This is a genomic window from Lelliottia sp. CFBP8978 (assembly GCF_034046055.2).
Taxonomy (GTDB): Bacteria; Pseudomonadota; Gammaproteobacteria; order Enterobacterales; family Enterobacteriaceae; genus Enterobacter.
Genome location: NZ_CM188253.1, coordinates 4445495 through 4469319, shown reverse-complemented (window position 1 = coordinate 4469319; position 23825 = coordinate 4445495). Strand labels below are relative to the sequence as shown.

The window sequence follows — 23825 nt, the reverse complement described above, 5'->3', positions numbered from 1 at the left end:
CCTCAATGCCTTGCGGCCTGTCCTAAGACAAGCCGCCGGACGTTACCAGGACTGGGTTGCTTTGAAGGAATCGAGGATAGCTTTCAGCTTGCCTTCGATTTCGTCGTTATAGCCACCGGACTGGTTGATCTCTTGCATCAGCGGAGCGTGATCACGGTCAACGTAAGCCAGCAGAGCGGCTTCGAAGCTACCGATTTTCGCCAGTTCCACATCTTCGAGGTAACCGCGTTCAGCCGCGAACAGCACCAGACCCTGTTGTGCTACAGACATTGGGGCATACTGTTTCTGTTTCAGCAGCTCGGTCACTTTCTGACCATGGCTCAATTGCTTACGGGTCGCTTCATCCAGATCGGAAGCGAACTGCGAAAACGCAGCCAGTTCACGATACTGTGCCAGCGCGGTACGGATACCACCGGACAATTTCTTGATGATCTTGGTCTGAGCAGCACCACCAACACGGGATACGGAGATACCCGGGTTAACCGCTGGACGAATACCGGAGTTGAACAGGTTCGTTTCCAGGAAGATCTGACCATCAGTAATCGAAATTACGTTAGTCGGAACGAACGCTGAAACGTCACCCGCCTGGGTTTCGATAATCGGCAGAGCAGTCAGGGAGCCGGTTTTACCTTTTACTTCACCATTGGTGAATTTCTCAACGTATTCCGCGTTAACGCGGGATGCGCGCTCCAGAAGACGGGAGTGGAGGTAAAATACGTCGCCCGGGAATGCTTCACGTCCTGGTGGACGACGGAGCAGCAGGGAAACCTGACGGTAAGCAACAGCCTGTTTAGACAGGTCATCATAAACGATCAGAGCATCTTCACCGCGGTCACGGAAGTATTCGCCCATTGCGCAACCAGCATAAGGAGCCAGGTATTGCAGTGCTGCGGATTCAGAAGCCGTTGCAACCACCACAATGGTGTTTGACAACGCGCCGTGCTCTTCCAGTTTGCGAACCACGTTAGAAATGGTGGACGCTTTCTGGCCAATAGCCACGTACACACATTTGATACCGGAGTCGCGCTGGTTGATGATCGCATCGATTGCCATCGCGGTTTTACCGGTCTGACGGTCACCGATGATCAGTTCACGCTGACCACGACCAATTGGGATCATGGCATCAACGGATTTATAACCGGTCTGTACGGGCTGATCGACTGACTGACGTTCGATTACGCCCGGTGCGATAACTTCGATTGGCGAGAAGCCATCGTTATCAACCGGACCTTTACCGTCAATTGGCGCACCCAGGGTGTTCACCACGCGACCCAGCAGGCCACGGCCGACTGGAACTTCAAGAATACGACCAGTACATTTGACCTTCATGCCTTCAGCAAGGTCAGCGTACGGGCCCATCACAACAGCACCCACGGAGTCGCGCTCCAGGTTCAGTGCGATAGCGTAACGGTTACCCGGAAGGGAAATCATCTCACCCTGCATACAATCGGCCAGGCCGTGGATGCGGATAACACCGTCACTTACAGAAACAATAGTACCTTCGTTGTGAGCTTCACTCACAACACTGAACTGAGCAATGCGCTGCTTGATCAGTTCGCTGATTTCGGTGGAATTCAGTTGCATGCTCCAGTCCCCTTAAGACTGCAAGACGTCTGCAAGGCGCTCAAGACGGCCGCGTACGCTGCCATCAATGACCATATCACCCGCACGGATGATTACGCCTGCCATTACAGACTTATCGATTTTGCAATTCAGCTTAACTTTGCGTGACAGACGTTTTTCCATCGCGGCAGTAATCTTCGCAAGCTGTTCTTCACTCAGTTTGTTTGCCGAGGTCACTTCGACTTCGGCAGTAGCTTCACTGAGGGCACGTAAGTGCTCAAACTGCTCGAGAACATCCGGGAGCACGCGCAGACGACCATTCTCAGCCATGACCTTAATCAGGTTCTGGCCGTTGTCATCCAGTTGCTCACCGCAAATGGCGATAAACGATGCAGCAAGGGTTTCTGGTGCTAATGCACCGGAAAGCATCTCAGCCACTTGCTCGTTTTTCGTTACCTCGGCGGCAAACGCCAGCATATCCTGCCAGCGATCGACATTTTGGTGTTCGACAGCAAAGTCAAAAGCTGCTTTGGCGTAGGGGCGAGCTACCGTAACAAATTCAGACATCAGCCCCTCCCTCCTTACAGTTCAGCGACAAGTTTGTCCACGATGTCGCTATTAGCAGCTTCATCCACGGAACGTTCGATGATCTTCTCGGCGCCAGCAACAGCCAGAATCGCAACCTGCTTACGCAGTTCTTCACGAGCACGTTTACGCTCAGCATCAATTTCAGCCTGAGCCTGTGCAACGATCTTAGTACGTTCCTGTTCTGCTTCAGCTTTAGCTTCGTCCAGGATCTGAGCACGGCGTTTGTTAGCCTGTTCAATGATTACCTGAGCTTCCGCTTTCGCTTTTTTCAGCTGGTCTGTCGCGTTGGCCTGTGCAAGGTCCAAATCTTTCTTAGCGCGCTCTGCAGAAGCCAGACCGTCAGCAATTTCTTTCTGACGTTTCTCGATGGCTGCCATTAAAGGCGGCCATACATACTTCATGCAGAACCAGACAAAGAGAATAAACGCGATGGCCTGGCCGAGGATTGTTGCGTTCATGTTCACAGCACAATACCTCTTAAATTTCTGTGGCTTGGGTTTTTAATCAACTACTTACGCGACAGCAAACATCACGTACAGACCCAGACCTACAGCGATCATCGGGATAGCATCCACCAGACCCATAACGATAAAGAACTGAGTACGCAGCAGAGGAATCAGATCCGGTTGACGCGCAGCGCCTTCCAGGAATTTGCCCCCGAGGATGCCGATACCGATCGCAGCACCGATAGCCGCCAGACCCATCATCACAGCGGCAGCCATGTACAGCAGATCCATATTCAGGTTTTCCATGACAGTCTCCAGTTTGTTTCAATAAAAACGTAGTAGTGGTGGTAAAAAAATCAGTGCTCTTCAGACGCCATCGACAGATAGACGATCGTCAGAACCATGAAGATAAAGGCTTGCAGCGTAATGATCAGGATGTGGAAAATGGCCCATGGCACATTCAGAACCCACTGTGACCACCACGGCAGAAGACCCGCGATCAGAATGAAAATCAGCTCACCCGCATACATGTTGCCGAACAGTCGCAGACCGAGTGAAACCGGTTTGGACAGCAGGCTCACGCCTTCCAGGATCAGGTTGACTGGAATGAACGCCCAGTGATTGAACGGCTGCAAGGTAAGCTCTTTCACGAAGCCGCTTACGCCTTTCATTTTGATGCTGTAGAAAAGAATCAGGATGAATACGCCCAGCGCCATGGACAGCGTGATGTTTACGTCAGCTGACGGAACCACACGCAGTGCAGGCAGGCCGAATACGTGCTCGCCGATGTAAGGCAGCAAGTCGATAGGCAGAAGGTCCATCAGGTTCATCAGGAAGACCCAGACGAATACAGTCAGCGCCAGCGGAGCAATCAGCTTGCTCTTGCCATGGTACATGTCTTTAACGCTGCCATGAACGAAGCCAATGACCAATTCGATTGCCGTCTGGAATTTCCCTGGAACGCCGCTGGTTGCTTTTTTAGCAACGCTACGGAACATGGCCAGGAACAACAGACCCAAAACCACCGAGAAGAACATGGAGTCAATGTTGAGCGTCCAGAAGGTGGCCGGGGGGTTATGCGGATCCACCAGCGAGAATGTACGCAGATCCATCTGAAGATTCGTCAGATGGTGACCTATGTAATCCTGCGGCGTCATATTTTCTGAAGCCATGATGCCTTTTACCCTTTGTTGTTGATTACAGCTGGCGCCAGAACTTGTACCACCAGCACCAAAACCCACGTCACTATCAGCGGCAAAAATACCACTTTGAAAACCGCCAGCGCCACCACCAGAAAGATAAAGGTCAGCAACACCTTACACACTTCACCCAGAGCGAAGGACCAGGCCACGCGGCCTTTGGCAGGTGTATGCGCCTGATGACGCCAGGCAAAAATCATAAACAACATATTTGGCAAAACGACAGCCAAACCTCCACTCACAGCGGAGATGCCCCAGAAGGGGTCTTTGAGGCAGTACAGCAATCCACTTGCTATCACCACCAGTAACTGAATGAACAGAAGCTTACGAGCAACGTTTCGACTCAAGAGCGACACAGACATCACGTTTTTACTCCTGCTCCCTTCGAGGTATGTCGCGTGTCGTATAAAACGTCCTTTAACGCTCAGAGTCAAGCATCAAAAAGCGGACAAATTATACGGTGCGCCCCCGTGATTTCAAACATTAAGTAGCGAAAAGGTGAATAAATGTTTAAATATTTTTCCCCAGCGCTATTTTTTAACTTTTTACCCGACTGAGACCTATAGGGCAAAACTGCAAACCACGCGGAAACATTGGCGACAAAGCGTGCACGAGATCACAAAACGCACATTTCCGATAAGGTCATATTTATCAAATTAATAAATCGATTTATTTCATCTTTCTGATATTAAAGATAAATAACAGCAACTATTTTCAAAACAGCCCTGTATACAATAAAAACCTTTCATTGACATTTTTAATAAATATTTAACATCAACAATTCATGCCCGTTTATCCATTTTTAGCAGGCTGATATTTTCATTGTTGACTATCTATTGGGTAAACAAACACTCTTAAGTTAACCCTAAGAAAATCCCTGGTAACAACGAGGTTAAAATTGCCGCCAGGGAAATGCGTACCCGATGCTGTTTTTTAACACTCTAAGAACAGCACAAATTCCACATTTTTTATGATATTTTTAAAAATTGTTTGGCTTAATTATCACCAAGTGACGCTCACCGTCGAGTTGAGGCACCTTCAGTTTGGTAATGGATTCGACAACATACCCCTCAGGAAGTTGGCCAATTTCATCTTCCGGAACCAGGCCTTTCAGCGCGTAAAAACGCCCCTCTTGCGCAGGCAGATGCTTACACCAGCTGACCATATCGTTGAGCGAAGCAAACGCGCGGCTAATGACGCCATCAAACGGAGGCTCCGACGGAAACGCCTCTACCCTGCTCTGTACCGGCTCAATATTTTCAAGCTTCAGCTCATGCTGTACCTGACGTAAGAAGCGAATGCGTTTCCCCAGGCTATCCAGCAGCGTGAAGTGGCAATCGGGAAGAACGATGGACAATGGAATCCCCGGAAGACCAGGTCCTGTACCAACGTCGATAAAACGCTCCCCCTTCAGATGAGGCGCGACCACAATGCTATCGAGGATATGACGAATCAGCATCTCGTTGGGATCGCGTACAGAGGTGAGGTTATACGCTTTGTTCCATTTGTTCAGCATATCGACATACGCCACCAGCTGATTTTTCTGGTGATCGGTGAGCGAAATACCTGCTTCATTCAGCAGACGAGAGAGTTTGTTGAGCACAGTGAATACCTGTTGAGAGGGTTGTTGGCCCGGCCAGCACGATGCGACCGGGCAACGATTTTAAACTTAAGCGCTGCGGCGCAGCATACCTTGTTTTTTCAGCCATACCAGCAGAATAGAGATGGCTGCAGGTGTCACGCCGGAGATGCGTGACGCCTGACCAATAGAAACCGGTTTATGATCGTTCAGTTTCGCGATCACTTCGTTAGACAGCCCGGTAACCTGGCGATAATCCAGCATCGCAGGCAACAACGTATTCTCGTTGCGCTGCTGTTTTTCGATCTCATCCTGCTGACGCGCGATATAACCTTCGTATTTCACCTGGATTTCAACCTGTTCCGCCGCTTCGGCATCCTCCAGGCCCGGTGCAAATGGGGTCATTTGAACCAGTTGCTCGTAAGTCATCTCAGGGCGACGCAGCAGATCTTCACCACTGGCCTCACGTGAGAGAGGAGCAGTCAAGTGAGCGTTCACTTCGGCAGCGGAATCCGCAGAGGGATTAACCCACGATGTTTTCAGGCGCTGACGTTCAGTTTCGATACGTTCCAGTTTTTCGTTGAAACGTGCCCAGCGTTCGTCATCGACCAGGCCGAGTTCGCGACCCATTTCAGTCAGGCGTAGATCCGCGTTGTCTTCACGCAGCATCAGACGATATTCCGCACGAGAGGTGAACATGCGGTACGGTTCTTTGGTTCCGAGAGTGCAAAGATCGTCAACCAGCACGCCAAGGTAGGCCTGATCGCGACGTGGCGCCCAGCCCTCTTTTTCTGCTGAGAAGCGTGCGGCGTTAAGACCGGCAAGCAGACCCTGAGCCGCGGCTTCTTCGTAACCGGTGGTGCCGTTAATCTGGCCCGCAAAGAACAGTCCCTGGATAAATTTGCTTTCCAGCGTCGGTTTCAGATCGCGTGGGTCGAAGAAATCGTACTCAATCGCATAGCCAGGACGAACAATTTTGGCGTTTTCCATGCCCTGCATTGAGCGGACGATCTGCATCTGCACATCGAATGGCAGGCTGGTGGAGATGCCGTTCGGATAAATTTCATTGGACGTCAGGCCTTCCGGTTCCAGGAAGATCTGGTGCTGATTACGATCCGCAAATCGCATCACTTTGTCTTCGATCGACGGGCAATAGCGCGGACCGATCCCTTCGATCACGCCGGCATACATTGGACTGCGATCGAGGTTATTACGGATCACATCATGCGTTTTCTCGTTGGTGTGCGTGATGTAACACGGCACTTGCTGCGGATGCTGCGCCGCAGACCCCATGAACGAGAAGACCGGCATCGGATTATCGCCGTGCTGCTGTGCCAGTACGCTGAAATCAATGGTGCGCGCGTCAATGCGCGGCGGCGTACCGGTTTTCAAACGACTGACGCGTAGCGGCAGTTCGCGAAGACGGCGCGAAAGCGGAATGGATGGCGGATCGCCTGCACGTCCACCGCTGTAATTATCCAGACCAATGTGAATTTTGCCGTCAAGGAAAGTGCCGACGGTCAGTACAACCGCTTTTGCACGGAACTTGAGACCCATCTGGGTCACGGCACCGACAACGCGATCGTTCTCAACGATAAGATCTTCCACAGCCTGCTGGAAGATCATCAGGTTTGGCTGATTCTCCAGCGCGGTGCGGACTGCCTGACGGTAAAGCACGCGGTCGGCCTGGGCCCGAGTGGCTCGTACCGCCGGACCTTTGCTCGCGTTTAGTATCCTAAACTGGATACCCGCCTGATCGATCGCTTTCGCCATCAGGCCGCCAAGTGCGTCCACTTCTTTTACCAGGTGTCCTTTCCCAATGCCGCCAATCGCCGGATTACAGGACATTTGTCCCAGCGTGTCGATATTGTGTGTCAAAAGCAGGGTCTGTTGACCCATACGCGCTGCGGCCATTGCGGCCTCAGTGCCTGCGTGACCCCCGCCAATGATGATGACGTCAAAAGGATCCTGATAAAACATGCTTTCCTGCCTTGCATAAAGCGGTTTGAAAATGGATTTAAGCCCGGGCCGTGGATTCTACTCAAGTTTAGTCTTTCGAGAAAGCATTGGGATCTTGGCTATTAAAAAGAAGATCTTCTTATTTAGAGATCTGTTTTACTATGATCTCTTATTAGGATCGCACCTTTGTGTGGATAAGTGGGATCTCATAATAAAGATCATGAGGTTAGAAAGGATCGTTTGCTGTGAATGATCGGTGATCCTGGACCGTATAAGCTGGGGTTAGATCGCGATCTTATCCACAGCCTAAAAACCGAACAGGGGTTGTTATTGGGATAACTACCGCTTAACCCAAGCTTTTAACCAGACTTATACACATCTGATCGCGCGATCTTTAATCGTTTTTGAGTAAATTTTTCCATTCACCCAGCCATTCTTCTGCTGGATCCTCCGGAATATCGTGATCGAGGATGTTGATCTTCAGCGTTTCGCCGATCTGTTTTGCCCCACAGGACTTGATCACGGCTTCTACTTTCTCTACTGCACCGCAAAAGGTGTCGTATTCTCGACTGCCGATACCAATAGCACCAAAACGGACTGCCGCCAGGTTTGGTTGTTGTTCCTGCAGCTCATCATATAAAGGCTGAAGGTTGTCAGGGATATCGCCTGCGCCATGAGTTGAGGTGATCAACAGCCAGATCCCATTAGCAGGGAGATCTTCCAGCAACGGCCCGTGCAGTGTTTCGGTTGAGAATCCAGCATCTTCCAGCTTTTCAGCCAGATGTTCTGCCACATATTCTGCACCGCCAAGAGTACTGCCACTGATAAGAGTAATATCTGCCATGATCGCTCGCTCATATAAAGAGGGGATCATTGTACGCTGTGAGCGAGCTGGGATCTACCTGTGGAAAATGTGGTAATTAAATGTCTGCGTTATGGGCGGATGGTGCGCATAATCGGGTTCTGGAGGGAGATCAACGTTTCGGTGGACTGAATTTCATCAATTGTTTGGATCTTGTTGATAAGTACCTGTTGAAGGGCGTCGATCGAACGGCACATCACCTTTATAAAGATGCTGTAGTGGCCGGTGGTGTAATAGGCTTCAGTGACTTCTTCCAGACTCTCCAGCCGGGCCAGTGCAGAGGGATAATCCTTAGCGCTTTTCAGGATAATGCCAATGAAGCAACAAACGTCATACCCGAGCTGCTTTGGGCTAACGTCAATCCGCGCCCCGGTGATAATCCCCGCCTGCTTCATCTTCTCCACGCGAACGTGAATCGTCCCTGGGCTGACGCCAAATTGTTTAGCCAGTTCGGCGTACGCGGTACGCGCATTAGCCATTAATGCCTCCAGGATGCCCCGGTCCAGATTATCGATCTGATAATTTTCCATAGTATTTTCTTATGAAGATTGAGTAATCACTCTATTCTAGCGTCTTATTTTATCGAATCAAAAGTGAGAGAGGCTTTTTGTTGTTGGATTATTGAATTGCATCCCGTTTTTGTTGCTTAATCAATATCAACAGGACGCAGGAGTATAAAAATGAAAACCGCTTACATCGCAAAACAACGCCAGATCAGTTTCGTTAAATCCCATTTTTCACGTCAGCTCGAAGAGAAGCTTGGTCTGATTGAAGTTCAGGCTCCCATTCTGAGTCGCGTAGGCGATGGGACACAGGATAACCTGTCTGGTTGCGAAAAAGCGGTACAGGTAAAAGTGAAAACATTGCCAGACGCTCAGTTCGAAGTGGTTCATTCACTCGCGAAATGGAAGCGTCAAACCCTGGGGCAACACGACTTCAGCGCGGGCGAAGGGCTCTACACGCACATGAAAGCCCTTCGCCCCGATGAAGACCGCCTGACAGCTATTCACTCTGTTTATGTAGACCAGTGGGACTGGGAGCGTGTGATGGGGGATGGCGAACGTCACACTGGCACGCTGAAATCTACCGTTGAAGCGATCTATGCGGGGATCAAAGCGACCGAAGCGGCGGTGAGCGAAGAATTCGGACTGGCACCGTTCCTGCCAGAGTCGATCCACTTCGTGCATAGCCAGGATCTGTTGAGCCGTTTCCCGGATCTCGATGCCAAAGGTCGTGAGCGAGCGATCGCTAAAGAGTTGGGCGCGGTATTCCTGATCGGTATCGGTGGCAAACTCTCTGATGGACAGCGCCATGACGTGCGTGCGCCGGATTATGATGACTGGAGCACGACTGATGAGCGTGAGTTAGCCGGTCTGAACGGCGATATTTTAGTGTGGAACCCTGTTCTGGAAGATGCGTTTGAGCTTTCTTCAATGGGGATTCGTGTGGATGCGGATGCGCTGAAGCGTCAGCTGGCGGTGACCGGGGACGAAGATCGCCTTAAACTTGAATGGCATCAGGCGCTGCTGCGCGGAGAGATGCCGCAGACTATCGGCGGGGGTATTGGTCAGTCTCGACTGACGATGCTGCTGCTGCAATTGTCCCACATTGGACAGGTGCAGTGTGGCGTATGGCCGCAACAGGTTCGTGCAAGCGTTGATTCCCTTCTTTAATTAACGCCGCCAGCGTCTGACCAGGCGGCTACGCAACCCGGTATCAAAGCGCCAGATATGATCGAAAATGCGCATAATGCCGGGTTTGCCATGTTGAGACATGGCCACGGCGTGAAAGCGATGTTGATGGTCCCGCTGTAACGACTTCACTTTTCCGACGACATCATCCGGCAGGCGCTGGGCGATAAAGTCGGAAATGACCACGGCGTCCGCGTCATACCAGTCTCCGCCCTGCATTCGTTCTATGATCGAGCGAAAACAGCTGGCGATATCGGTCCCGCCGCGAAAACGCTGGCTTAAAAAGCGGATCGCCTGCTCGATGCCCTGCTGACCGGTGAGCTCGTACCCCACCACTTCACTGGAAAACAACATAATAAAGCAGCGACGTCGGTCGGCGAGCGCAACGCGCATCAGTGCCAGACAAAATGCTTTGGCACATTGCTCATTAAAGCCGCCCATCGAACCGGATGTATCCACACAGACGATGAATGGCCCGCGAGGCTGCTCGTCAAAATCCTGATGGATAACCGGGCGCTGGCTGATTTTTTCTCGCCATGATTCACCGTGCAGGCGATAGGTCAGAAGCTGTTTCTCCACCAGCCGCCGATAGAATTCATATTCAAGCTCGGTCATCCCCAGCGTCGCAAGCTCTGTCGGCAGTAGCCGCAGGATATCATCGCTCTGCTGTAGCCCGTCCACCTGCTCCGGCACGGTCGCGGGTTCGCGCACCAGCGTGCGGAAGGTTTCCATTGGCGCATCTTTTTTGGGTACAGACTTCGCTTCTCGTGAGCGGCCAAGCTGTTCTGCAAGCTGCATCAGCTCGGGCTGCTGCGCCAGAAAATCACCGTATTTAACGATCAGCTGATAATCACCGCGCCGGATTTGCCCGGCACTCATATCCCAAAGACGACCGGCGGAATTTTCGTTTTCCACCAGTACCTGTTCCAGCTGACCGCTTAGGGTCATACGTTCCTGTACTTCACTGAGCAACTGTTCGCGCTCTTCTTCCAGTAGCTGCTGGTTAAGCGAGGTGGTTTGTACCACCAGACTCAGCCGCCAGCGCTGTAAGAACAGGGTGTGCAGCGCAGGAGTAAAAGTGGCGTTGTCCGATACCAGCTTGCGGGCCTGGGAAGCGTAAGGAGAATGTACTTTATCGAGTAGCGTCAGGATCTGCGGGAGCTGGACGATAAACTGAGGGGTGGAAAGCCGCTGGCATTGCTGATAACACGCCACCTCTTCGGTCAGTTCCGGCGGAACTTCCGTCTCTCTAAGCCGTTGACGAAGCGTGTCGCGCCAGCGCGGTAAATCGTCGGTGACGGCTTTTTTAATGCGCGGAAACTTTTCAAAGAATGCTGCCAGCTGGGGAGAGGCCAGTAAGGTCAGAAGGACCTCTTCGATCAACCCTTCTTCCCCGACCGCCAGCATGACGTTGAGCGTATCCAGCGTCAGCATTGACGCGCCTGTTTGATCTGCGCGCTGACATCCTGCAGGCTGGCTTCAATTCGGCCTAGCCAGTCGCTATGAATAAAGAGGCATTTTTGCTGCTCGCTGAAGCGCGTATGCTGCTGATGCCATTCATTATCCAGCGCGTCGAGTTGCTGTTTAATTTCTTCCGGAACGTTGTCCGAGGCGGTCCCCGGTAGCGCGAGGCGAGAACCTTGCAAACTCACATCGCGGATCACCAGGTGCAAACTGGTGTCCACTTCCAGATTCAGTATTTGAGCAAAGCCCGTTCCGTTTAATTTCCCGCGGATTTCGCCACTCTTGTCCAGCCACTGTGCCAGCGCTTCGCGCTCAACGGTAATGTGAACAACCTGCATATCGTGGAGTTTCAACGGCTGCTGCAGCAACAGCGTCAAAGAGCTTTCAGTCATCCCGGCGGGGAGTTCATAGTGCGGTTTGCGCGAGAACATGCCGCCGAGACGGCTCACCTTCAGCGCCGTTTTATCACTTTGCTGCTGCTGGAGCTGGATGCGGCGCTGGGTAATCGCACCCAGCTGGTTGAGCATCGCCTGCTGCCCCCAGGCGTGCCCGGTCATCAATATGTCCAGCTGCTGCTGCATCAGATTCATCCCTTCGCCATCGTGCCACAGACAATCTTTTAGCAGGATAAGATCGATGGGCGCGACGGATTCCCGTCCGCTGAACAGTGCGCTGGCCTGCAAAAGGCGAATGGCCTTTTTCCAGCGGCGGTCAGAGACATAAGGTGCAGAAGGCAGTAAATCCAGCTGTTGGCGCAGCATGTAGATCAGTTCAAATACGGCGTCAGGCAGTTTCACTTTCCCGATATCGATCTGCCATTGCTGATACTCTTCATCCGTCACCTGCAACGAAGGCGATACCGGGTTTTCGTTTTCATCCTGCTGGCTGATCAGCAGGGAGCGGAAGTTGGACTTATCCTGCACTTTATCCAGCCACAGGCGAATCAGCATTCGATCATAGAGTGCTTCGAGACTGCTGTCCGCCTCCGGCAGTTCGTTAGATGCCGCGACCAGCAGACGCATCGGAATTTTTTCTTCATAAGCGCCGTTACGAAAACGACGTTCGTTGATGGCGGTGAGCAGGGTGTTCAGGATGGCAGGCCCGGCTTTCCAGATCTCATCCAGAAAGACGATTTCTGCCTCGGGAAGATAGCCCGCCGTCAGACGCTGATAGCGACCTTCATCTTTTAACGCCTGAATGGAGAGGGGGCCGAACACCTCTTCAGGTGTCGAGAAACGAGTCATCAAATATTCAAAAGCGCGTGCATTCTGAAAGGCAAATTTCAGTCGGCGGGCAATCAGGCTTTTGGCAATGCCGGGCGGTCCCAGGAGGAACACACTTTCACCACTGAGCGCAGCGAGCAAACAGAGCCTGATGGCATGACTTCGTTCGAAAAGTCCTTTTTCCAGCGCGCTGCTAAGGCGGGAAATTCTTTCTGCTAATAGATGTGAGTGAGCCATAATAGGTTTGCGTCCTTTCGGCGGCGTTGCAGCTAATTGATGCGAGTATAGACGTTTCAGCATGGGCTGGTAATAGGCTGAAGTGTGGCGCTATTTTCTTTGCGCTACATTAATGCGGTTGCATTTAGGGGTACGATCTTGCGATTAATCGTGCATACTGTGCGCCTTTTTGTGCGCCAAGGGACTAAGCACACATTTGTTATATAGCGAAAAGACAAGTCTATGAGCACTGATAAGAAGCAATCATTAAGCGCAATAACGCTTGCGGCAATCGGGGTTGTGTACGGTGATATCGGCACCAGCCCGCTTTACACGCTTCGCGAATGTCTGTCCGGTCAGTTTGGTTTTGGTGTTGAGCGTGACGCCGTTTTTGGCTTTTTGTCACTCATCTTCTGGCTGCTGATCCTTGTCGTCTCCGTAAAGTATCTCTCTTTCGTCATGCGTGCAGATAACGCCGGTGAAGGTGGGATCCTGACGTTAATGTCCCTTGCCGGGCGCAATACATCGGCCAAAATGACCTCGTTCCTGGTGATTATCGGGTTGATCGGGGGCAGTTTCTTCTATGGAGAAGTGGTGATAACGCCTGCGATTTCGGTCCTCTCGGCGATCGAGGGGCTTGAGATTATCGCGCCGCAGCTTGAGACCTGGGTTGTTCCACTCGCCATTATTGTCCTTACCCTGCTGTTTATGATTCAGAAACATGGCACTGGGCTGGTGGGTAAGCTGTTTGCGCCGATTATGCTGGCCTGGTTCCTGATCCTGGCGGCGCTCGGGCTGCGCGGTATTCTTTCCAACCCGGAAGTGCTGCAGGCGCTGAACCCAATGTGGGCGGTCCACTTCTTCCTCGAATACAAAACCGTGTCGTTTGTCGCGCTCGGCGCTGTCGTGCTGTCGATTACCGGTGTGGAAGCGCTGTACGCAGATATGGGCCACTTCGGTAAGCTGCCGATTCGTCTGGCATGGTTCTCTGTTGTGCTGCCGTCTCTGGTGCTAAATTACTTTGGTCAGGGTGCGCTGCTGCTGAAAAATCCTGAAGCGATTAAGAACCCTTTCTTCCTGCTGGCACCTGACTGGGCGCTGGTACCGATGCTGATCCTCGCCACGCTGGCGACCGTTATCGCTTCTCAGGCGGTTATCTCAGGTGTGTTCTCTCTCACGCGTCAGGCGGTGCGTCTGGGTTATCTGTCTCCGATGCGAATTATTCATACCTCTGAGATGGAGTCCGGTCAGATCTACATTCCATTCATTAACTGGTTGCTCTACTTTGCCGTGGTGATTGTGATTGTCAGCTTTGAACACTCCAGCAATCTGGCCGCGGCGTATGGTATCGCGGTCACGGGAACCATGGTGCTGACGTCGATTCTCTCCACTACCGTGGCTTACCGAAACTGGCACTGGAACAAATTCCTGGTTGCACTGATTCTGGTTGGCTTCCTGTGTATTGATGTGCCGTTGTTCTCTGCGAACCTGGACAAAATTGTCTCTGGCGGCTGGCTGCCGCTGACGTTAGGTCTGTTGATGTTTGTGGTCATGACAACCTGGAAAAGCGAACGTTTCCGCCTGCTGCGTCGCATGCATGAGCACGGGAATTCTCTGGAAGCGATGATCGCGTCTCTGGAAAAATCCCCGCCGGTTCGTGTACCGGGTACGGCGGTTTATATGTCCCGCGCGCTGAATGTCATTCCGTTTGCGTTAATGCATAACCTAAAGCACAACAAGGTGCTGCATGAGCGAGTCATTCTGCTAACACTGCGAACCGAAGATGCGCCGTATGTACATAACGTACGTCGTGTGCAGATTGAACAGCTGTCTCCGACATTCTGGCGCGTGGTCGCGAGCTATGGCTGGCGCGAAACGCCGAACGTCGAAGAGGTCTTCCATCGCTGCGGTCTGGAAGGGCTGAGTTGCCGAATGATGGAGACGTCGTTCTTTATGTCCCATGAGTCGCTGATTGTCGGCAAACGCCCGTGGTATCTGCGCCTGCGTGGCAAGCTGTATCTTATCCTGCAGCGCAACGCCCTGCGCGCTCCCGATCAGTTTGAAATCCCACCTAACCGCGTGATTGAACTGGGGACGCAGGTCGAGATTTAAGCCTCCGTTCGGCCTGATGCCCTCACCCCAACCCTCTCCCACAGGGAGAGGGCGCAATCATAAAAAACGGTAACCCTCTGGTTACCGTTTTGCATTTATTTCCCCTCCGCATTTCACTTAGCGAAACGTTTCGATGTTGATCACAATTCTGTTACTTCATGATGGTTTTCTGACCACTCTTGCGACTACACTTGTTGTTAGCGAAACGTTTCGCTAGTGGAGCAAGAAAATGAAGAAAGGCACGGTACTCAATTCTGAAATCTCATCGGTTATTTCCCGTCTTGGGCATACCGATACGCTGGTGGTTTGCGATGCAGGCTTACCGGTTCCGCGCAGCACAACCCGTATTGATATGGCGTTAACGCAGGGTGTGCCCTCGTTTATGCAGGTACTGGATGTGGTGACAGCGGAGATGCAGGTTGAGACGGCCATTCTCGCGTCGGAAATCAAACAACATAATCCGCAACTCCACGAAACGTTGCTCACTCATATCGAGCAACTGCAACAACACCAGGGAAACACCATAGAAATTCGTTACACCACGCATGAACAGTTCAAACGACAAACCGCAGACAGTCAGGCGGTGATTCGCAGCGGGGAGTGTTCCCCGTATGCGAATATCATTCTCTGTGCTGGCGTCACGTTCTGAGGCCATCATGGACGCATTATTGCAACTCAAAGGGATCGATAAATCGTTCCCGGGCGTAAAAGCCCTCTCCGGTGCAGCGTTAAACGTTTACTCCGGGCGCGTTATGGCGCTGGTGGGCGAAAACGGTGCCGGTAAATCCACGATGATGAAAGTGCTGACCGGTATCTATGCACGTGATGCTGGTTCGCTGCTCTGGCTGGGGAAAGAAACCACCTTCACCGGACCTAAATCCTCTCAGGAGGCCGGGATCGGCATTATCCATCAGGAATTGAATCTCATCCCGCAGCTTTCCATCGCGGAAAACATCTTCCTGGGCCGTGAATTCGTTAACCGTTTTGGCAAAATCGACTGGAAACAGATGTATGCCGAGGCGGACAAACTGCTGGTGAAGCTCAATTTGCGCTTCAAGAGCGATCGTCTGGTGGGCGACTTGTCTATCGGCGATCAGCAGATGGTCGAAATCGCCAAAGTGCTGAGCTTTGAGTCGAAAGTCATCATTATGGATGAACCGACCGACGCCCTGACTGATACCGAAACGGAATCCCTGTTCCGCGTGATCCGCGAGCTGAAATCCCAGGGGCGCGGGATCGTCTATATTTCCCACCGCATGAAAGAGATCTTCGAGATTTGCGATGACGTGACGGTTTTCCGCGACGGGCAATTCATTGCCGAGCGCGAAGTCTCCTCGCTGACCGAAGATTCGCTGATTGAGATGATGGTGGGGCGTAAGCTGGAAGAACAATATCCGCGTCTCGACAAAACGCCGGGCGCGGTCCGCCTGAAAGTCGACAATCTGTGTGGGCCGGGCGTAAACGATGTCTCCTTCACGCTGCGTCAGGGCGAAATCCTTGGCGTGGCCGGGCTGATGGGGGCCGGGCGTACTGAGCTGATGAAAGTCCTCTACGGCGCACTGCCGCGCAGCAGCGGTTACGTCACTCTCGACGGACATGAAGTAGTTACCCGTTCTCCACAGGATGGGCTGGCGAATGGCATTGTTTATATCTCCGAAGACCGTAAACGCGACGGCTTAGTGCTGGGCATGTCGGTTAAAGAGAATATGTCACTCACCGCTCTGCGCTATTTCAGCCGCAGCGGCGGCGGCTTAAAACATAAAGATGAACAGCAGGCGGTGAGTGATTTTATCCGTCTGTTTAATGTGAAAACGCCATCAATGGAACAGGCTATCGGCCTGCTGTCGGGGGGGAATCAGCAGAAAGTGGCGATTGCCCGTGGCCTGATGACGCGCCCAAAAGTGCTTATCCTCGATGAACCAACTCGTGGCGTTGACGTTGGTGCAAAGAAAGAGATTTATCAGCTGATCAACCAGTTCAAGGCTGACGGTCTGAGCATCATTCTGGTTTCATCCGAGATGCCAGAAGTGTTAGGTATGAGCGATCGCATTATGGTTATGCATGAAGGGCATCTCGGCGGTGAATTCACTCGCGAGCAGGCCACCCAGGAAGTTCTGATGGCTGCCGCTGTGGGCAAGCTTAATCGCGTGAATCAGGAGTAAGAAGATGACTACCCAGGCTGTTTCTGGTCGCCGCTATTTCACTAAGGCATGGCTGTTAGAACAAAAATCGCTGATCGCACTGCTGGTGCTGATCGCGATTGTGTCTACCATGAGCCCGAACTTTTTTACCGTCAATAACCTGTTCAATATCCTTCAGCAAACGTCCGTCAACGCCATTATGGCGGTGGGGATGACGCTGGTGATCCTGACGTCGGGAATCGATCTGTCCGTGGGTTCCCTGCTGGCACTCACCGGCGCGGTGGCGGCTTCGATTGTAGGGATAGAAGTCAATGCGCTGGTGGCTATTGCCGCCGCCCTGGCATTAGGGGCGGCCATTGGCGCTGTTACCGGGATGATTGTGGCGAAAGGTCGGGTACAGGCGTTTATTGCTACTTTGGTTATGATGCTGCTGCTGCGCGGTGTCACGATGGTGTACACCAACGGAAGCCCCGTCAATACCGGCTTTACCGACAATGCCGATCTGTTTGGCTGGTTTGGTATCGGCCGCCCTCTGGGCATTCCGACGCCGGTGTGGATTATGGGAATTGTTTTCCTGGCTGCGTGGTACATGCTGCATCACACGCGTCTGGGTCGTTATATTTATGCGCTGGGCGGTAACGAAGCGGCGACGCGTCTTTCTGGCATCAGTGTGAATAAAGTCAAAATTATCGTGTATTCCCTGTGTGGTCTGCTGGCATCGCTGGCGGGTATTATCGAAGTGGCGCGTCTCTCCTCTGCGCAACCCACGGCGGGTACAGGGTATGAGCTGGATGCGATTGCGGCGGTCGTGCTGGGTGGTACAAGCCTTGCCGGCGGTAAAGGCCGCATTGTCGGGACGTTGATTGGCGCACTGATTCTCGGCTTCCTGAATAATGGATTGAATTTATTAGGTGTTTCCTCCTATTACCAGATGATCGTCAAAGCGGTGGTCATTTTGCTGGCGGTTCTGGTAGACAACAAAAAACAGTAACTGACGACACTACAGGACATCTCTGATATGAACATGAAAAAACTGGCTACTCTGGTTTCTGCTGTGGCGCTGAGCGCAACGGTGAGTGCTAACGCAATGGCGAAAGATACCATCGCGCTGGTGATCTCTACGCTGAATAACCCGTTCTTCGTCTCCCTGAAAGATGGTGCGCAGAAAGAAGCAGACAAACTGGGCTATAACCTGGTGGTACTGGATTCACAGAACAACCCGGCGAAAGAGCTGGCCAACGTTCAGGACTTGACCGTTCGTGGCACCAAAATCCTGCTGATCAACCCAACCGACTCTGATGCGGTAGGTAATGCCGTGAAGATGGCAAACCAGGCGAAAATCCCTGTGATCACGCTTGACCGTGTTGCGTCTAAAGGTGAAGTCGTCAGCCACATTGCGTCTGATAACGTGCTGGGCGGTAAAATTGCAGGTAACTACATCGCGAAGAAAGCCGGTGAAGGCGCGAAAGTTATTGAGCTGCAGGGCATCGCCGGTACTTCCGCAGCGCGTGAGCGTGGCGAAGGTTTCCAGCAAGCTGTGGCAGCGCACAAATTTAATGTCCTGGCCAGCCAGCCCGCTGATTTCGACCGCACCAAAGGGCTGAACGTCATGCAGAACTTGCTGACGGCTCATCCGGACGTGCAGGCCGTGTTCGCACAAAACGATGAAATGGCTTTGGGTGCGCTGCGTGCGCTGCAAACGGCTGGTAAATCTGATGTGATGGTTGTCGGATTTGACGGTACGCCAGATGGTGAGAAAGCCGTTAATGATGGCAAACTGGCTGCAACTATCGCTCAGCTTCCAGAGCAGATTGGCGCAACAGGCGTTCAGACTGCGGATAAAGTGCTGAAGGGTGAAAAGGTCCAGGCTAAATATCCGGTTGACCTGAAGCTGGTCATTAAGCAGTAATAGGCGATTCAGGCCGTCAACGGCGGCCTGAGGGACAACAAATAAAGAAAAGTGTGGCATACGCCACCGGATAAAACCGGTGGCGCTCTCTGATGGACACCTCATACATGAAAACCGCAGGCAACCTCGTCGTCCTTGGCAGTATTAATGCCGATCACATTCTTAACCTTGATTCTTTCCCTACCCCTGGTGAAACCGTTACCGGTCATCACTATCAGGTCGCTTTCGGTGGCAAAGGCGCAAACCAGGCGGTTGCTGCTGGTCGAAGCGGGGCACATATTGCCTTTATTGCCTGCACGGGGGATGACGATACGGGGGAACGCGTTCGTAAGCAGCTCGAAAGCGACAATATTGATACCGCGCCCGTGAGCGTGGTTGAGGGAGAATCAACCGGCGTGGCGCTGATTTTCGTTAACGCTGAAGGTGAGAATGTTATCGGTATTCACGCAGGGGCAAACGCGGCGTTGACCACGGAGCGTGTGAACGCTCAGCGCGATCTTATCGCTGATGCAGAAGCATTGCTGATGCAGCTTGAATCCCCGGTCGAAAGCGTACTGGCAGCAGCAAAAATAGCGCATGAAAATCATACCACTGTCGTACTTAATCCTGCTCCGGCGCGTCTATTATCAGACGAGTTGCTGGCGCTGGTGGACATCATTACACCCAACGAAACGGAAGCTGAAAAGCTGACAGGCATCAGTGTCGAAAATGATGAAGACGCAGCGCGTGCGGCTAAAGCTCTGCATGATAAAGGTATTGGTACTGTCATTATTACGCTCGGAAGCCGCGGTGTATGGGCAAGCGTTGATGGCGATGGCCGCCGCGTTCCAGGTTTTAAAGTTAAAGCGATTGATACCATTGCAGCGGGAGATACCTTTAACGGCGCGCTGGTTACGGCGCTGCTGGAAGGAACGTCTCTGGATGATTCCATCCGTTTTGCGCATGCAGCTGCTGCTATTGCGGTGACACGCAAAGGGGCCCAACCTTCCGTTCCTTGGCGCAAAGAGATAGATGAATTTTTGAGTCAGCAGAGGTAACGCTTGGCCACAATGAAAGATGTCGCCCGCATGGCGGGCGTTTCTACCTCGACGGTCTCCCACGTTATCAATAACGATCGCTTTGTCAGCGAGGCGATTCGGGAGAAAGTGGAAGCCGCAATTAAAGACCTCAATTATGCGCCTTCGGCATTAGCGCGCAGCCTTAAGCTTAATCAAACGCATACTATTGGTATGCTGATTACAGCCAGTACCAATCCTTTCTATTCTGAATTAGTGCGCGGTGTGGAACGCAGCTGTTTTGAGCGTGGTTACAGCCTGGTGCTGTGTAATACCGAAGGCGATGAGCAGCGAATGAATCGTAATCTCGAAACCTTAATGCAAAAACGGGTCGATGGGTTGTTGTTGCTATGCACTGAAACGCACCAGCCATCGAAAGAGATCATGCAGCGCTATCCTTCGGTTCCAACAGTGATGATGGACTGGGCGCCCTTCGACGGGACCAGCGATCTGATTCAGGATAATTCATTGCTGGGTGGCGATATGGCTACGCAGTATCTGATTGATAAAGGGTATAGCCGTATCGCCTGTATTACAGGCCCGCTGGATAAAACGCCGGCGCGTCTGCGACTGGAAGGCTATCTCGCGGCCATGGATCGGGCGAGTTTGCCGGTTCCTGAGGGTTACCGCATTACAGGCGATTTTGAATTTAACGGCGGTTTTGAAGCGATGCAAAAACTGCTGGCACAAGAGCTGCGCCCACAGGCAGTATTTATTGGTAACGATGCGATGGCATTTGGTGCTTATCAGGCGTTATACCAGGCGGGATTAAGCGTCCCACACGATATGGCGGTTATTGGTTACGACGATATCGAACTGGCTCGTTACATGACGCCGCCGCTTACAACTATTCACCAACCGAAAGACGAACTGGGCGAGCTGGCGATCGATGTTCTGATTCATCGCATGGCGCAGCCCACACTTCAGCAGCAACGGTTGCAGCTTACCCCTGTTCTGATGGAGCGGGGTTCTGTTTCGGCGGGTGGCGATCGTTAGGCAGGTTGTGGTTCTTTATTGTCCTGTTGAATGGGGTGCTGCCAGTAAATCCTGGCACGCCTGTAATGCACGTTGGCCGTCGCTATCCTGAATTGCATCCACAATGGCTTGATGCTGATCCAGCTTCACCACGTCATTCTGGGTAATAGAAGCAAAGTAGTTGTGATACACCGAGCGGAACAGAGAGGCAAAGGATATAAGGAAGGGATTTCCACTCATATAATAGATGTGTTCATGCCAGGACATATCGACTTCAATCCAGCGCTGGCGATTGAAGTGCTGTTTCAGAAAGATCATCTCTTCCATTAACGTGTTCAGCTGTGCTTTTTGTTCCGCGCTACCTTGGTGGGCTGCCAGCAAACATGCCTGAGGTTCAAGACTGCTGCGCATTATCAGAAAATGCTCGACGACCTGGTGGAAGTTTTCTTCCGTCATCCACCAGGTGAGTAATTCCTGATCGAGGAAGTTCCAGTTGCTTTGGGGCATAACGCGCGTACCGATTCGTGGGCGCGGCAGCACCATTCCTTTTGCCGTTAAGGTTTTCACTGCTTCACGGACTGCGGTACGGCTTACTCCAAACTGCTCACCCAGTTCCATTTCACCTGGCAAAATGCTTCCAGGAACATATTTTCCTGCAAGAATCCGCTGAGCCAGCTTTTCTGCCAGCACATAAGAAAGGTTTTTTTGTGCTGCAAGCTGCTGTGCGCTTAATGGCATCGCTCTTATTCCTTCATTGTTCATGCTATTAAGTATGCCATCAGGAGTGCGATTGTGGCTGTATAAACAGCAAATAGAACAATTTATGGCTTGTAAACAGCGGTTTTGGTGAAAAAAAACACGGTTAGAAACTTTTTTTAGATTTCCTCTTGTCACCGTCAGAGAACTCCCTATAATGCGCCTCCACTGACACGGAACAACGGCAAGCAAGCCGCCGGGGCAGAAGGGGTTCAGCGATGAACGCCGACAGAGAAAAGCGAAAATAAACGCTTGACTCTGAATGAGGAAAACGTATTATACGGGACCTCGCAACGGTGAGCGAAAGCCGCGTTGCACTGCTCTTTAACAATTTATCAGACAATCTGTGTGGGCACTCAAAGTGACATGGATTCTAAACGTCGCAAGACGCTAAATGAATAACCAAGTCTCTGAGTGAACATACGTAATTCATTACGAAGTTTAATTCACGAGCATCAAACTTAAATTGAAGAGTTTGATCATGGCTCAGATTGAACGCTGGCGGCAGGCCTAACACATGCAAGTCGAGCGGTAGCACAGAGAGCTTGCTCTCGGGTGACGAGCGGCGGACGGGTGAGTAATGTCTGGGAAACTGCCTGATGGAGGGGGATAACTACTGGAAACGGTAGCTAATACCGCATAACGTCGCAAGACCAAAGAGGGGGACCTTCGGGCCTCTTGCCATCAGATGTGCCCAGATGGGATTAGCTAGTAGGTGGGGTAACGGCTCACCTAGGCGACGATCCCTAGCTGGTCTGAGAGGATGACCAGCCACACTGGAACTGAGACACGGTCCAGACTCCTACGGGAGGCAGCAGTGGGGAATATTGCACAATGGGCGCAAGCCTGATGCAGCCATGCCGCGTGTATGAAGAAGGCCTTCGGGTTGTAAAGTACTTTCAGCGAGGAGGAAGGCATTGTGGTTAATAACCACAGTGATTGACGTTACTCGCAGAAGAAGCACCGGCTAACTCCGTGCCAGCAGCCGCGGTAATACGGAGGGTGCAAGCGTTAATCGGAATTACTGGGCGTAAAGCGCACGCAGGCGGTCTGTCAAGTCGGATGTGAAATCCCCGGGCTCAACCTGGGAACTGCATTCGAAACTGGCAGGCTAGAGTCTTGTAGAGGGGGGTAGAATTCCAGGTGTAGCGGTGAAATGCGTAGAGATCTGGAGGAATACCGGTGGCGAAGGCGGCCCCCTGGACAAAGACTGACGCTCAGGTGCGAAAGCGTGGGGAGCAAACAGGATTAGATACCCTGGTAGTCCACGCCGTAAACGATGTCGACTTGGAGGTTGTTCCCTTGAGGAGTGGCTTCCGGAGCTAACGCGTTAAGTCGACCGCCTGGGGAGTACGGCCGCAAGGTTAAAACTCAAATGAATTGACGGGGGCCCGCACAAGCGGTGGAGCATGTGGTTTAATTCGATGCAACGCGAAGAACCTTACCTACTCTTGACATCCACGGAATTTAGCAGAGATGCTTTAGTGCCTTCGGGAACCGTGAGACAGGTGCTGCATGGCTGTCGTCAGCTCGTGTTGTGAAATGTTGGGTTAAGTCCCGCAACGAGCGCAACCCTTATCCTTTGTTGCCAGCGGTTCGGCCGGGAACTCAAAGGAGACTGCCAGTGATAAACTGGAGGAAGGTGGGGATGACGTCAAGTCATCATGGCCCTTACGAGTAGGGCTACACACGTGCTACAATGGCGCATACAAAGAGAAGCGACCTCGCGAGAGCAAGCGGACCTCATAAAGTGCGTCGTAGTCCGGATTGGAGTCTGCAACTCGACTCCATGAAGTCGGAATCGCTAGTAATCGTAGATCAGAATGCTACGGTGAATACGTTCCCGGGCCTTGTACACACCGCCCGTCACACCATGGGAGTGGGTTGCAAAAGAAGTAGGTAGCTTAACCTTCGGGAGGGCGCTTACCACTTTGTGATTCATGACTGGGGTGAAGTCGTAACAAGGTAACCGTAGGGGAACCTGCGGTTGGATCACCTCCTTACCTGAAAGAACCTGCCTTTGTAGTGCTCACACAGATTGTCTGATGAAAAGTAAATAGCAAGGCGTCTTGCGATTGAGACTTCAG

General features: G+C 52.1%; 21 protein-coding genes and 1 rRNA gene. 9 read left to right on the top strand and 13 right to left on the bottom strand.

Annotated features, from left to right (window positions below; genetic code table 11):
* Nucleotides 1-42: 42 nt before the first annotated feature.
* The 10 genes from atpA to asnC form a co-directional block, all read right to left on the bottom strand.
* The gene (atpA, locus tag SOM82_RS20970) at nucleotides 43-1584 is read right to left on the bottom strand and encodes a F0F1 ATP synthase subunit alpha (protein WP_100778298.1); all 1542 of its coding nucleotides are present in this window, start codon (nucleotides 1582-1584) and stop codon (nucleotides 43-45) included.
* 12 nt (nucleotides 1585-1596) lie between these two features.
* The gene (gene atpH / locus SOM82_RS20965) at nucleotides 1597-2130 is read right to left on the bottom strand and encodes a F0F1 ATP synthase subunit delta (RefSeq protein WP_154128800.1); all 534 of its coding nucleotides are present in this window, start codon (nucleotides 2128-2130) and stop codon (nucleotides 1597-1599) included.
* A 14-nt stretch (nucleotides 2131-2144) separates the two neighbouring features.
* Nucleotides 2145-2615, bottom strand: a complete 471-nt coding sequence (gene atpF / locus SOM82_RS20960; RefSeq protein WP_320460590.1) for a F0F1 ATP synthase subunit B — start codon at nucleotides 2613-2615, stop codon at nucleotides 2145-2147.
* Nucleotides 2616-2663: 48 nt separating this feature from the next.
* Nucleotides 2664-2903, bottom strand: coding sequence for a F0F1 ATP synthase subunit C (atpE, locus tag SOM82_RS20955; RefSeq protein ID WP_000429386.1), 240 nt, complete (start codon nucleotides 2901-2903; stop codon nucleotides 2664-2666).
* A 50-nt stretch (nucleotides 2904-2953) separates the two neighbouring features.
* On the bottom strand, nucleotides 2954-3769 hold the full coding sequence (gene atpB / locus SOM82_RS20950) for a F0F1 ATP synthase subunit A (RefSeq protein ID WP_154128801.1): 816 nt from the start codon (nucleotides 3767-3769) through the stop codon (nucleotides 2954-2956).
* A gap of 8 nt (nucleotides 3770-3777) precedes the next feature.
* Nucleotides 3778-4158 (bottom strand): F0F1 ATP synthase subunit I, encoded by a 381-nt coding sequence (gene atpI, locus SOM82_RS20945; protein ID WP_154128802.1) that lies wholly within the window; start codon nucleotides 4156-4158, stop codon nucleotides 3778-3780.
* 617 nt (nucleotides 4159-4775) lie between these two features.
* Nucleotides 4776-5399: a 16S rRNA (guanine(527)-N(7))-methyltransferase RsmG gene (gene rsmG, locus SOM82_RS20940; RefSeq protein ID WP_320460589.1), complete on the bottom strand. Its 624-nt coding sequence runs from the start codon at nucleotides 5397-5399 to the stop codon at nucleotides 4776-4778.
* A 66-nt stretch (nucleotides 5400-5465) separates the two neighbouring features.
* Nucleotides 5466-7355: a tRNA uridine-5-carboxymethylaminomethyl(34) synthesis enzyme MnmG gene (gene mnmG, locus SOM82_RS20935; protein WP_320460588.1), complete on the bottom strand. Its 1890-nt coding sequence runs from the start codon at nucleotides 7353-7355 to the stop codon at nucleotides 5466-5468.
* 373 nt (nucleotides 7356-7728) lie between these two features.
* Nucleotides 7729-8178 (bottom strand): FMN-binding protein MioC, encoded by a 450-nt coding sequence (gene mioC, locus SOM82_RS20930; RefSeq protein ID WP_320460587.1) that lies wholly within the window; start codon nucleotides 8176-8178, stop codon nucleotides 7729-7731.
* 89 nt (nucleotides 8179-8267) lie between these two features.
* Nucleotides 8268-8726 (bottom strand): transcriptional regulator AsnC, encoded by a 459-nt coding sequence (asnC, locus tag SOM82_RS20925; RefSeq protein ID WP_041689565.1) that lies wholly within the window; start codon nucleotides 8724-8726, stop codon nucleotides 8268-8270.
* Nucleotides 8727-8876: 150 nt separating this feature from the next.
* Here asnC and asnA point away from each other — a divergent pair, with 150 nt between their 5' ends.
* A complete protein-coding gene (gene asnA / locus SOM82_RS20920) occupies nucleotides 8877-9869 on the top strand; it encodes an aspartate--ammonia ligase (RefSeq protein ID WP_154128805.1) in 993 nt (330 codons plus the stop codon).
* Here the strand turns inward: asnA and viaA are convergent, their stop codons facing one another.
* Both viaA and ravA read right to left on the bottom strand, forming a co-directional pair.
* Nucleotides 9870-11321, bottom strand: coding sequence for an ATPase RavA stimulator ViaA (viaA, locus tag SOM82_RS20915; RefSeq protein ID WP_320460586.1), 1452 nt, complete (start codon nucleotides 11319-11321; stop codon nucleotides 9870-9872).
* Nucleotides 11315-12811, bottom strand: coding sequence for an ATPase RavA (ravA, locus tag SOM82_RS20910; RefSeq protein ID WP_154128807.1), 1497 nt, complete (start codon nucleotides 12809-12811; stop codon nucleotides 11315-11317). The genes viaA and ravA overlap by 7 nt, the downstream gene beginning before the upstream one ends.
* A gap of 222 nt (nucleotides 12812-13033) precedes the next feature.
* Between ravA and kup the strand changes: the two genes are divergently transcribed.
* From kup to rbsR, 7 genes are all read left to right on the top strand, one after another.
* Nucleotides 13034-14902 carry a low affinity potassium transporter Kup gene (gene kup / locus SOM82_RS20905; RefSeq protein ID WP_320460585.1) on the top strand — a complete coding sequence of 623 codons (1869 nt, stop codon included), beginning with the start codon at nucleotides 13034-13036 and terminating at the stop codon, nucleotides 14900-14902.
* 229 nt (nucleotides 14903-15131) lie between these two features.
* Nucleotides 15132-15551 (top strand): D-ribose pyranase, encoded by a 420-nt coding sequence (gene rbsD / locus SOM82_RS20900; RefSeq protein WP_154128809.1) that lies wholly within the window; start codon nucleotides 15132-15134, stop codon nucleotides 15549-15551.
* Between the two features lie 7 nt (nucleotides 15552-15558).
* Complete coding sequence (rbsA, locus tag SOM82_RS20895) at nucleotides 15559-17064, top strand: ribose ABC transporter ATP-binding protein RbsA (protein ID WP_320460709.1); 1506 nt, start codon at nucleotides 15559-15561, stop codon at nucleotides 17062-17064.
* 4 nt (nucleotides 17065-17068) lie between these two features.
* The gene (rbsC, locus tag SOM82_RS20890) at nucleotides 17069-18034 is read left to right on the top strand and encodes a ribose ABC transporter permease (protein WP_154128811.1); all 966 of its coding nucleotides are present in this window, start codon (nucleotides 17069-17071) and stop codon (nucleotides 18032-18034) included.
* A gap of 27 nt (nucleotides 18035-18061) precedes the next feature.
* Nucleotides 18062-18952, top strand: coding sequence for a ribose ABC transporter substrate-binding protein RbsB (rbsB, locus tag SOM82_RS20885; protein WP_154128812.1), 891 nt, complete (start codon nucleotides 18062-18064; stop codon nucleotides 18950-18952).
* A gap of 107 nt (nucleotides 18953-19059) precedes the next feature.
* Nucleotides 19060-19989 (top strand): ribokinase, encoded by a 930-nt coding sequence (gene rbsK, locus SOM82_RS20880; protein ID WP_320460708.1) that lies wholly within the window; start codon nucleotides 19060-19062, stop codon nucleotides 19987-19989.
* Between the two features lie 3 nt (nucleotides 19990-19992).
* Nucleotides 19993-21003, top strand: a complete 1011-nt coding sequence (rbsR, locus tag SOM82_RS20875; RefSeq protein ID WP_320460584.1) for a ribose operon transcriptional repressor RbsR — start codon at nucleotides 19993-19995, stop codon at nucleotides 21001-21003.
* Nucleotides 21004-21018: 15 nt separating this feature from the next.
* On the opposite strand, the gene SOM82_RS20870 is transcribed toward rbsR, so the two are convergent.
* Nucleotides 21019-21720, bottom strand: coding sequence for a FadR/GntR family transcriptional regulator (locus SOM82_RS20870; RefSeq protein ID WP_320460583.1), 702 nt, complete (start codon nucleotides 21718-21720; stop codon nucleotides 21019-21021).
* A 481-nt stretch (nucleotides 21721-22201) separates the two neighbouring features.
* Here SOM82_RS20870 and SOM82_RS20865 point away from each other — a divergent pair.
* A 16S ribosomal RNA gene (locus SOM82_RS20865) occupies nucleotides 22202-23741 on the top strand.
* The last annotated feature ends 84 nt before the right edge of the window (nucleotides 23742-23825 follow it).

Coding starts and splice junctions, on each gene's coding strand:
- atpA (WP_100778298.1), bottom strand. CDS start 1,584: ATGCAACTGAATTCCACCGAAATCAGCGAACTGATCAAGCAGCGCATT.
- atpH (WP_154128800.1), bottom strand. CDS start 2,130: ATGTCTGAATTTGTTACGGTAGCTCGCCCCTACGCCAAAGCAGCTTTT.
- atpE (WP_000429386.1), bottom strand. CDS start 2,903: ATGGAAAACCTGAATATGGATCTGCTGTACATGGCTGCCGCTGTGATG.
- atpB (WP_154128801.1), bottom strand. CDS start 3,769: ATGGCTTCAGAAAATATGACGCCGCAGGATTACATAGGTCACCATCTG.
- atpI (WP_154128802.1), bottom strand. CDS start 4,158: ATGTCTGTGTCGCTCTTGAGTCGAAACGTTGCTCGTAAGCTTCTGTTC.
- mnmG (WP_320460588.1), bottom strand. CDS start 7,355: ATGTTTTATCAGGATCCTTTTGACGTCATCATCATTGGCGGGGGTCAC.
- mioC (WP_320460587.1), bottom strand. CDS start 8,178: ATGGCAGATATTACTCTTATCAGTGGCAGTACTCTTGGCGGTGCAGAA.
- asnC (WP_041689565.1), bottom strand. CDS start 8,726: ATGGAAAATTATCAGATCGATAATCTGGACCGGGGCATCCTGGAGGCA.
- asnA (WP_154128805.1), top strand. CDS start 8,877: ATGAAAACCGCTTACATCGCAAAACAACGCCAGATCAGTTTCGTTAAA.
- viaA (WP_320460586.1), bottom strand. CDS start 11,321: ATGCTGACGCTGGATACGCTCAACGTCATGCTGGCGGTCGGGGAAGAA.
- ravA (WP_154128807.1), bottom strand. CDS start 12,811: ATGGCTCACTCACATCTATTAGCAGAAAGAATTTCCCGCCTTAGCAGC.
- kup (WP_320460585.1), top strand. CDS start 13,034: ATGAGCACTGATAAGAAGCAATCATTAAGCGCAATAACGCTTGCGGCA.
- rbsD (WP_154128809.1), top strand. CDS start 15,132: ATGAAGAAAGGCACGGTACTCAATTCTGAAATCTCATCGGTTATTTCC.
- rbsA (WP_320460709.1), top strand. CDS start 15,559: ATGGACGCATTATTGCAACTCAAAGGGATCGATAAATCGTTCCCGGGC.
- rbsC (WP_154128811.1), top strand. CDS start 17,069: ATGACTACCCAGGCTGTTTCTGGTCGCCGCTATTTCACTAAGGCATGG.
- rbsB (WP_154128812.1), top strand. CDS start 18,062: ATGAACATGAAAAAACTGGCTACTCTGGTTTCTGCTGTGGCGCTGAGC.
- rbsK (WP_320460708.1), top strand. CDS start 19,060: ATGAAAACCGCAGGCAACCTCGTCGTCCTTGGCAGTATTAATGCCGAT.
- SOM82_RS20870 (WP_320460583.1), bottom strand. CDS start 21,720: ATGCCATTAAGCGCACAGCAGCTTGCAGCACAAAAAAACCTTTCTTAT.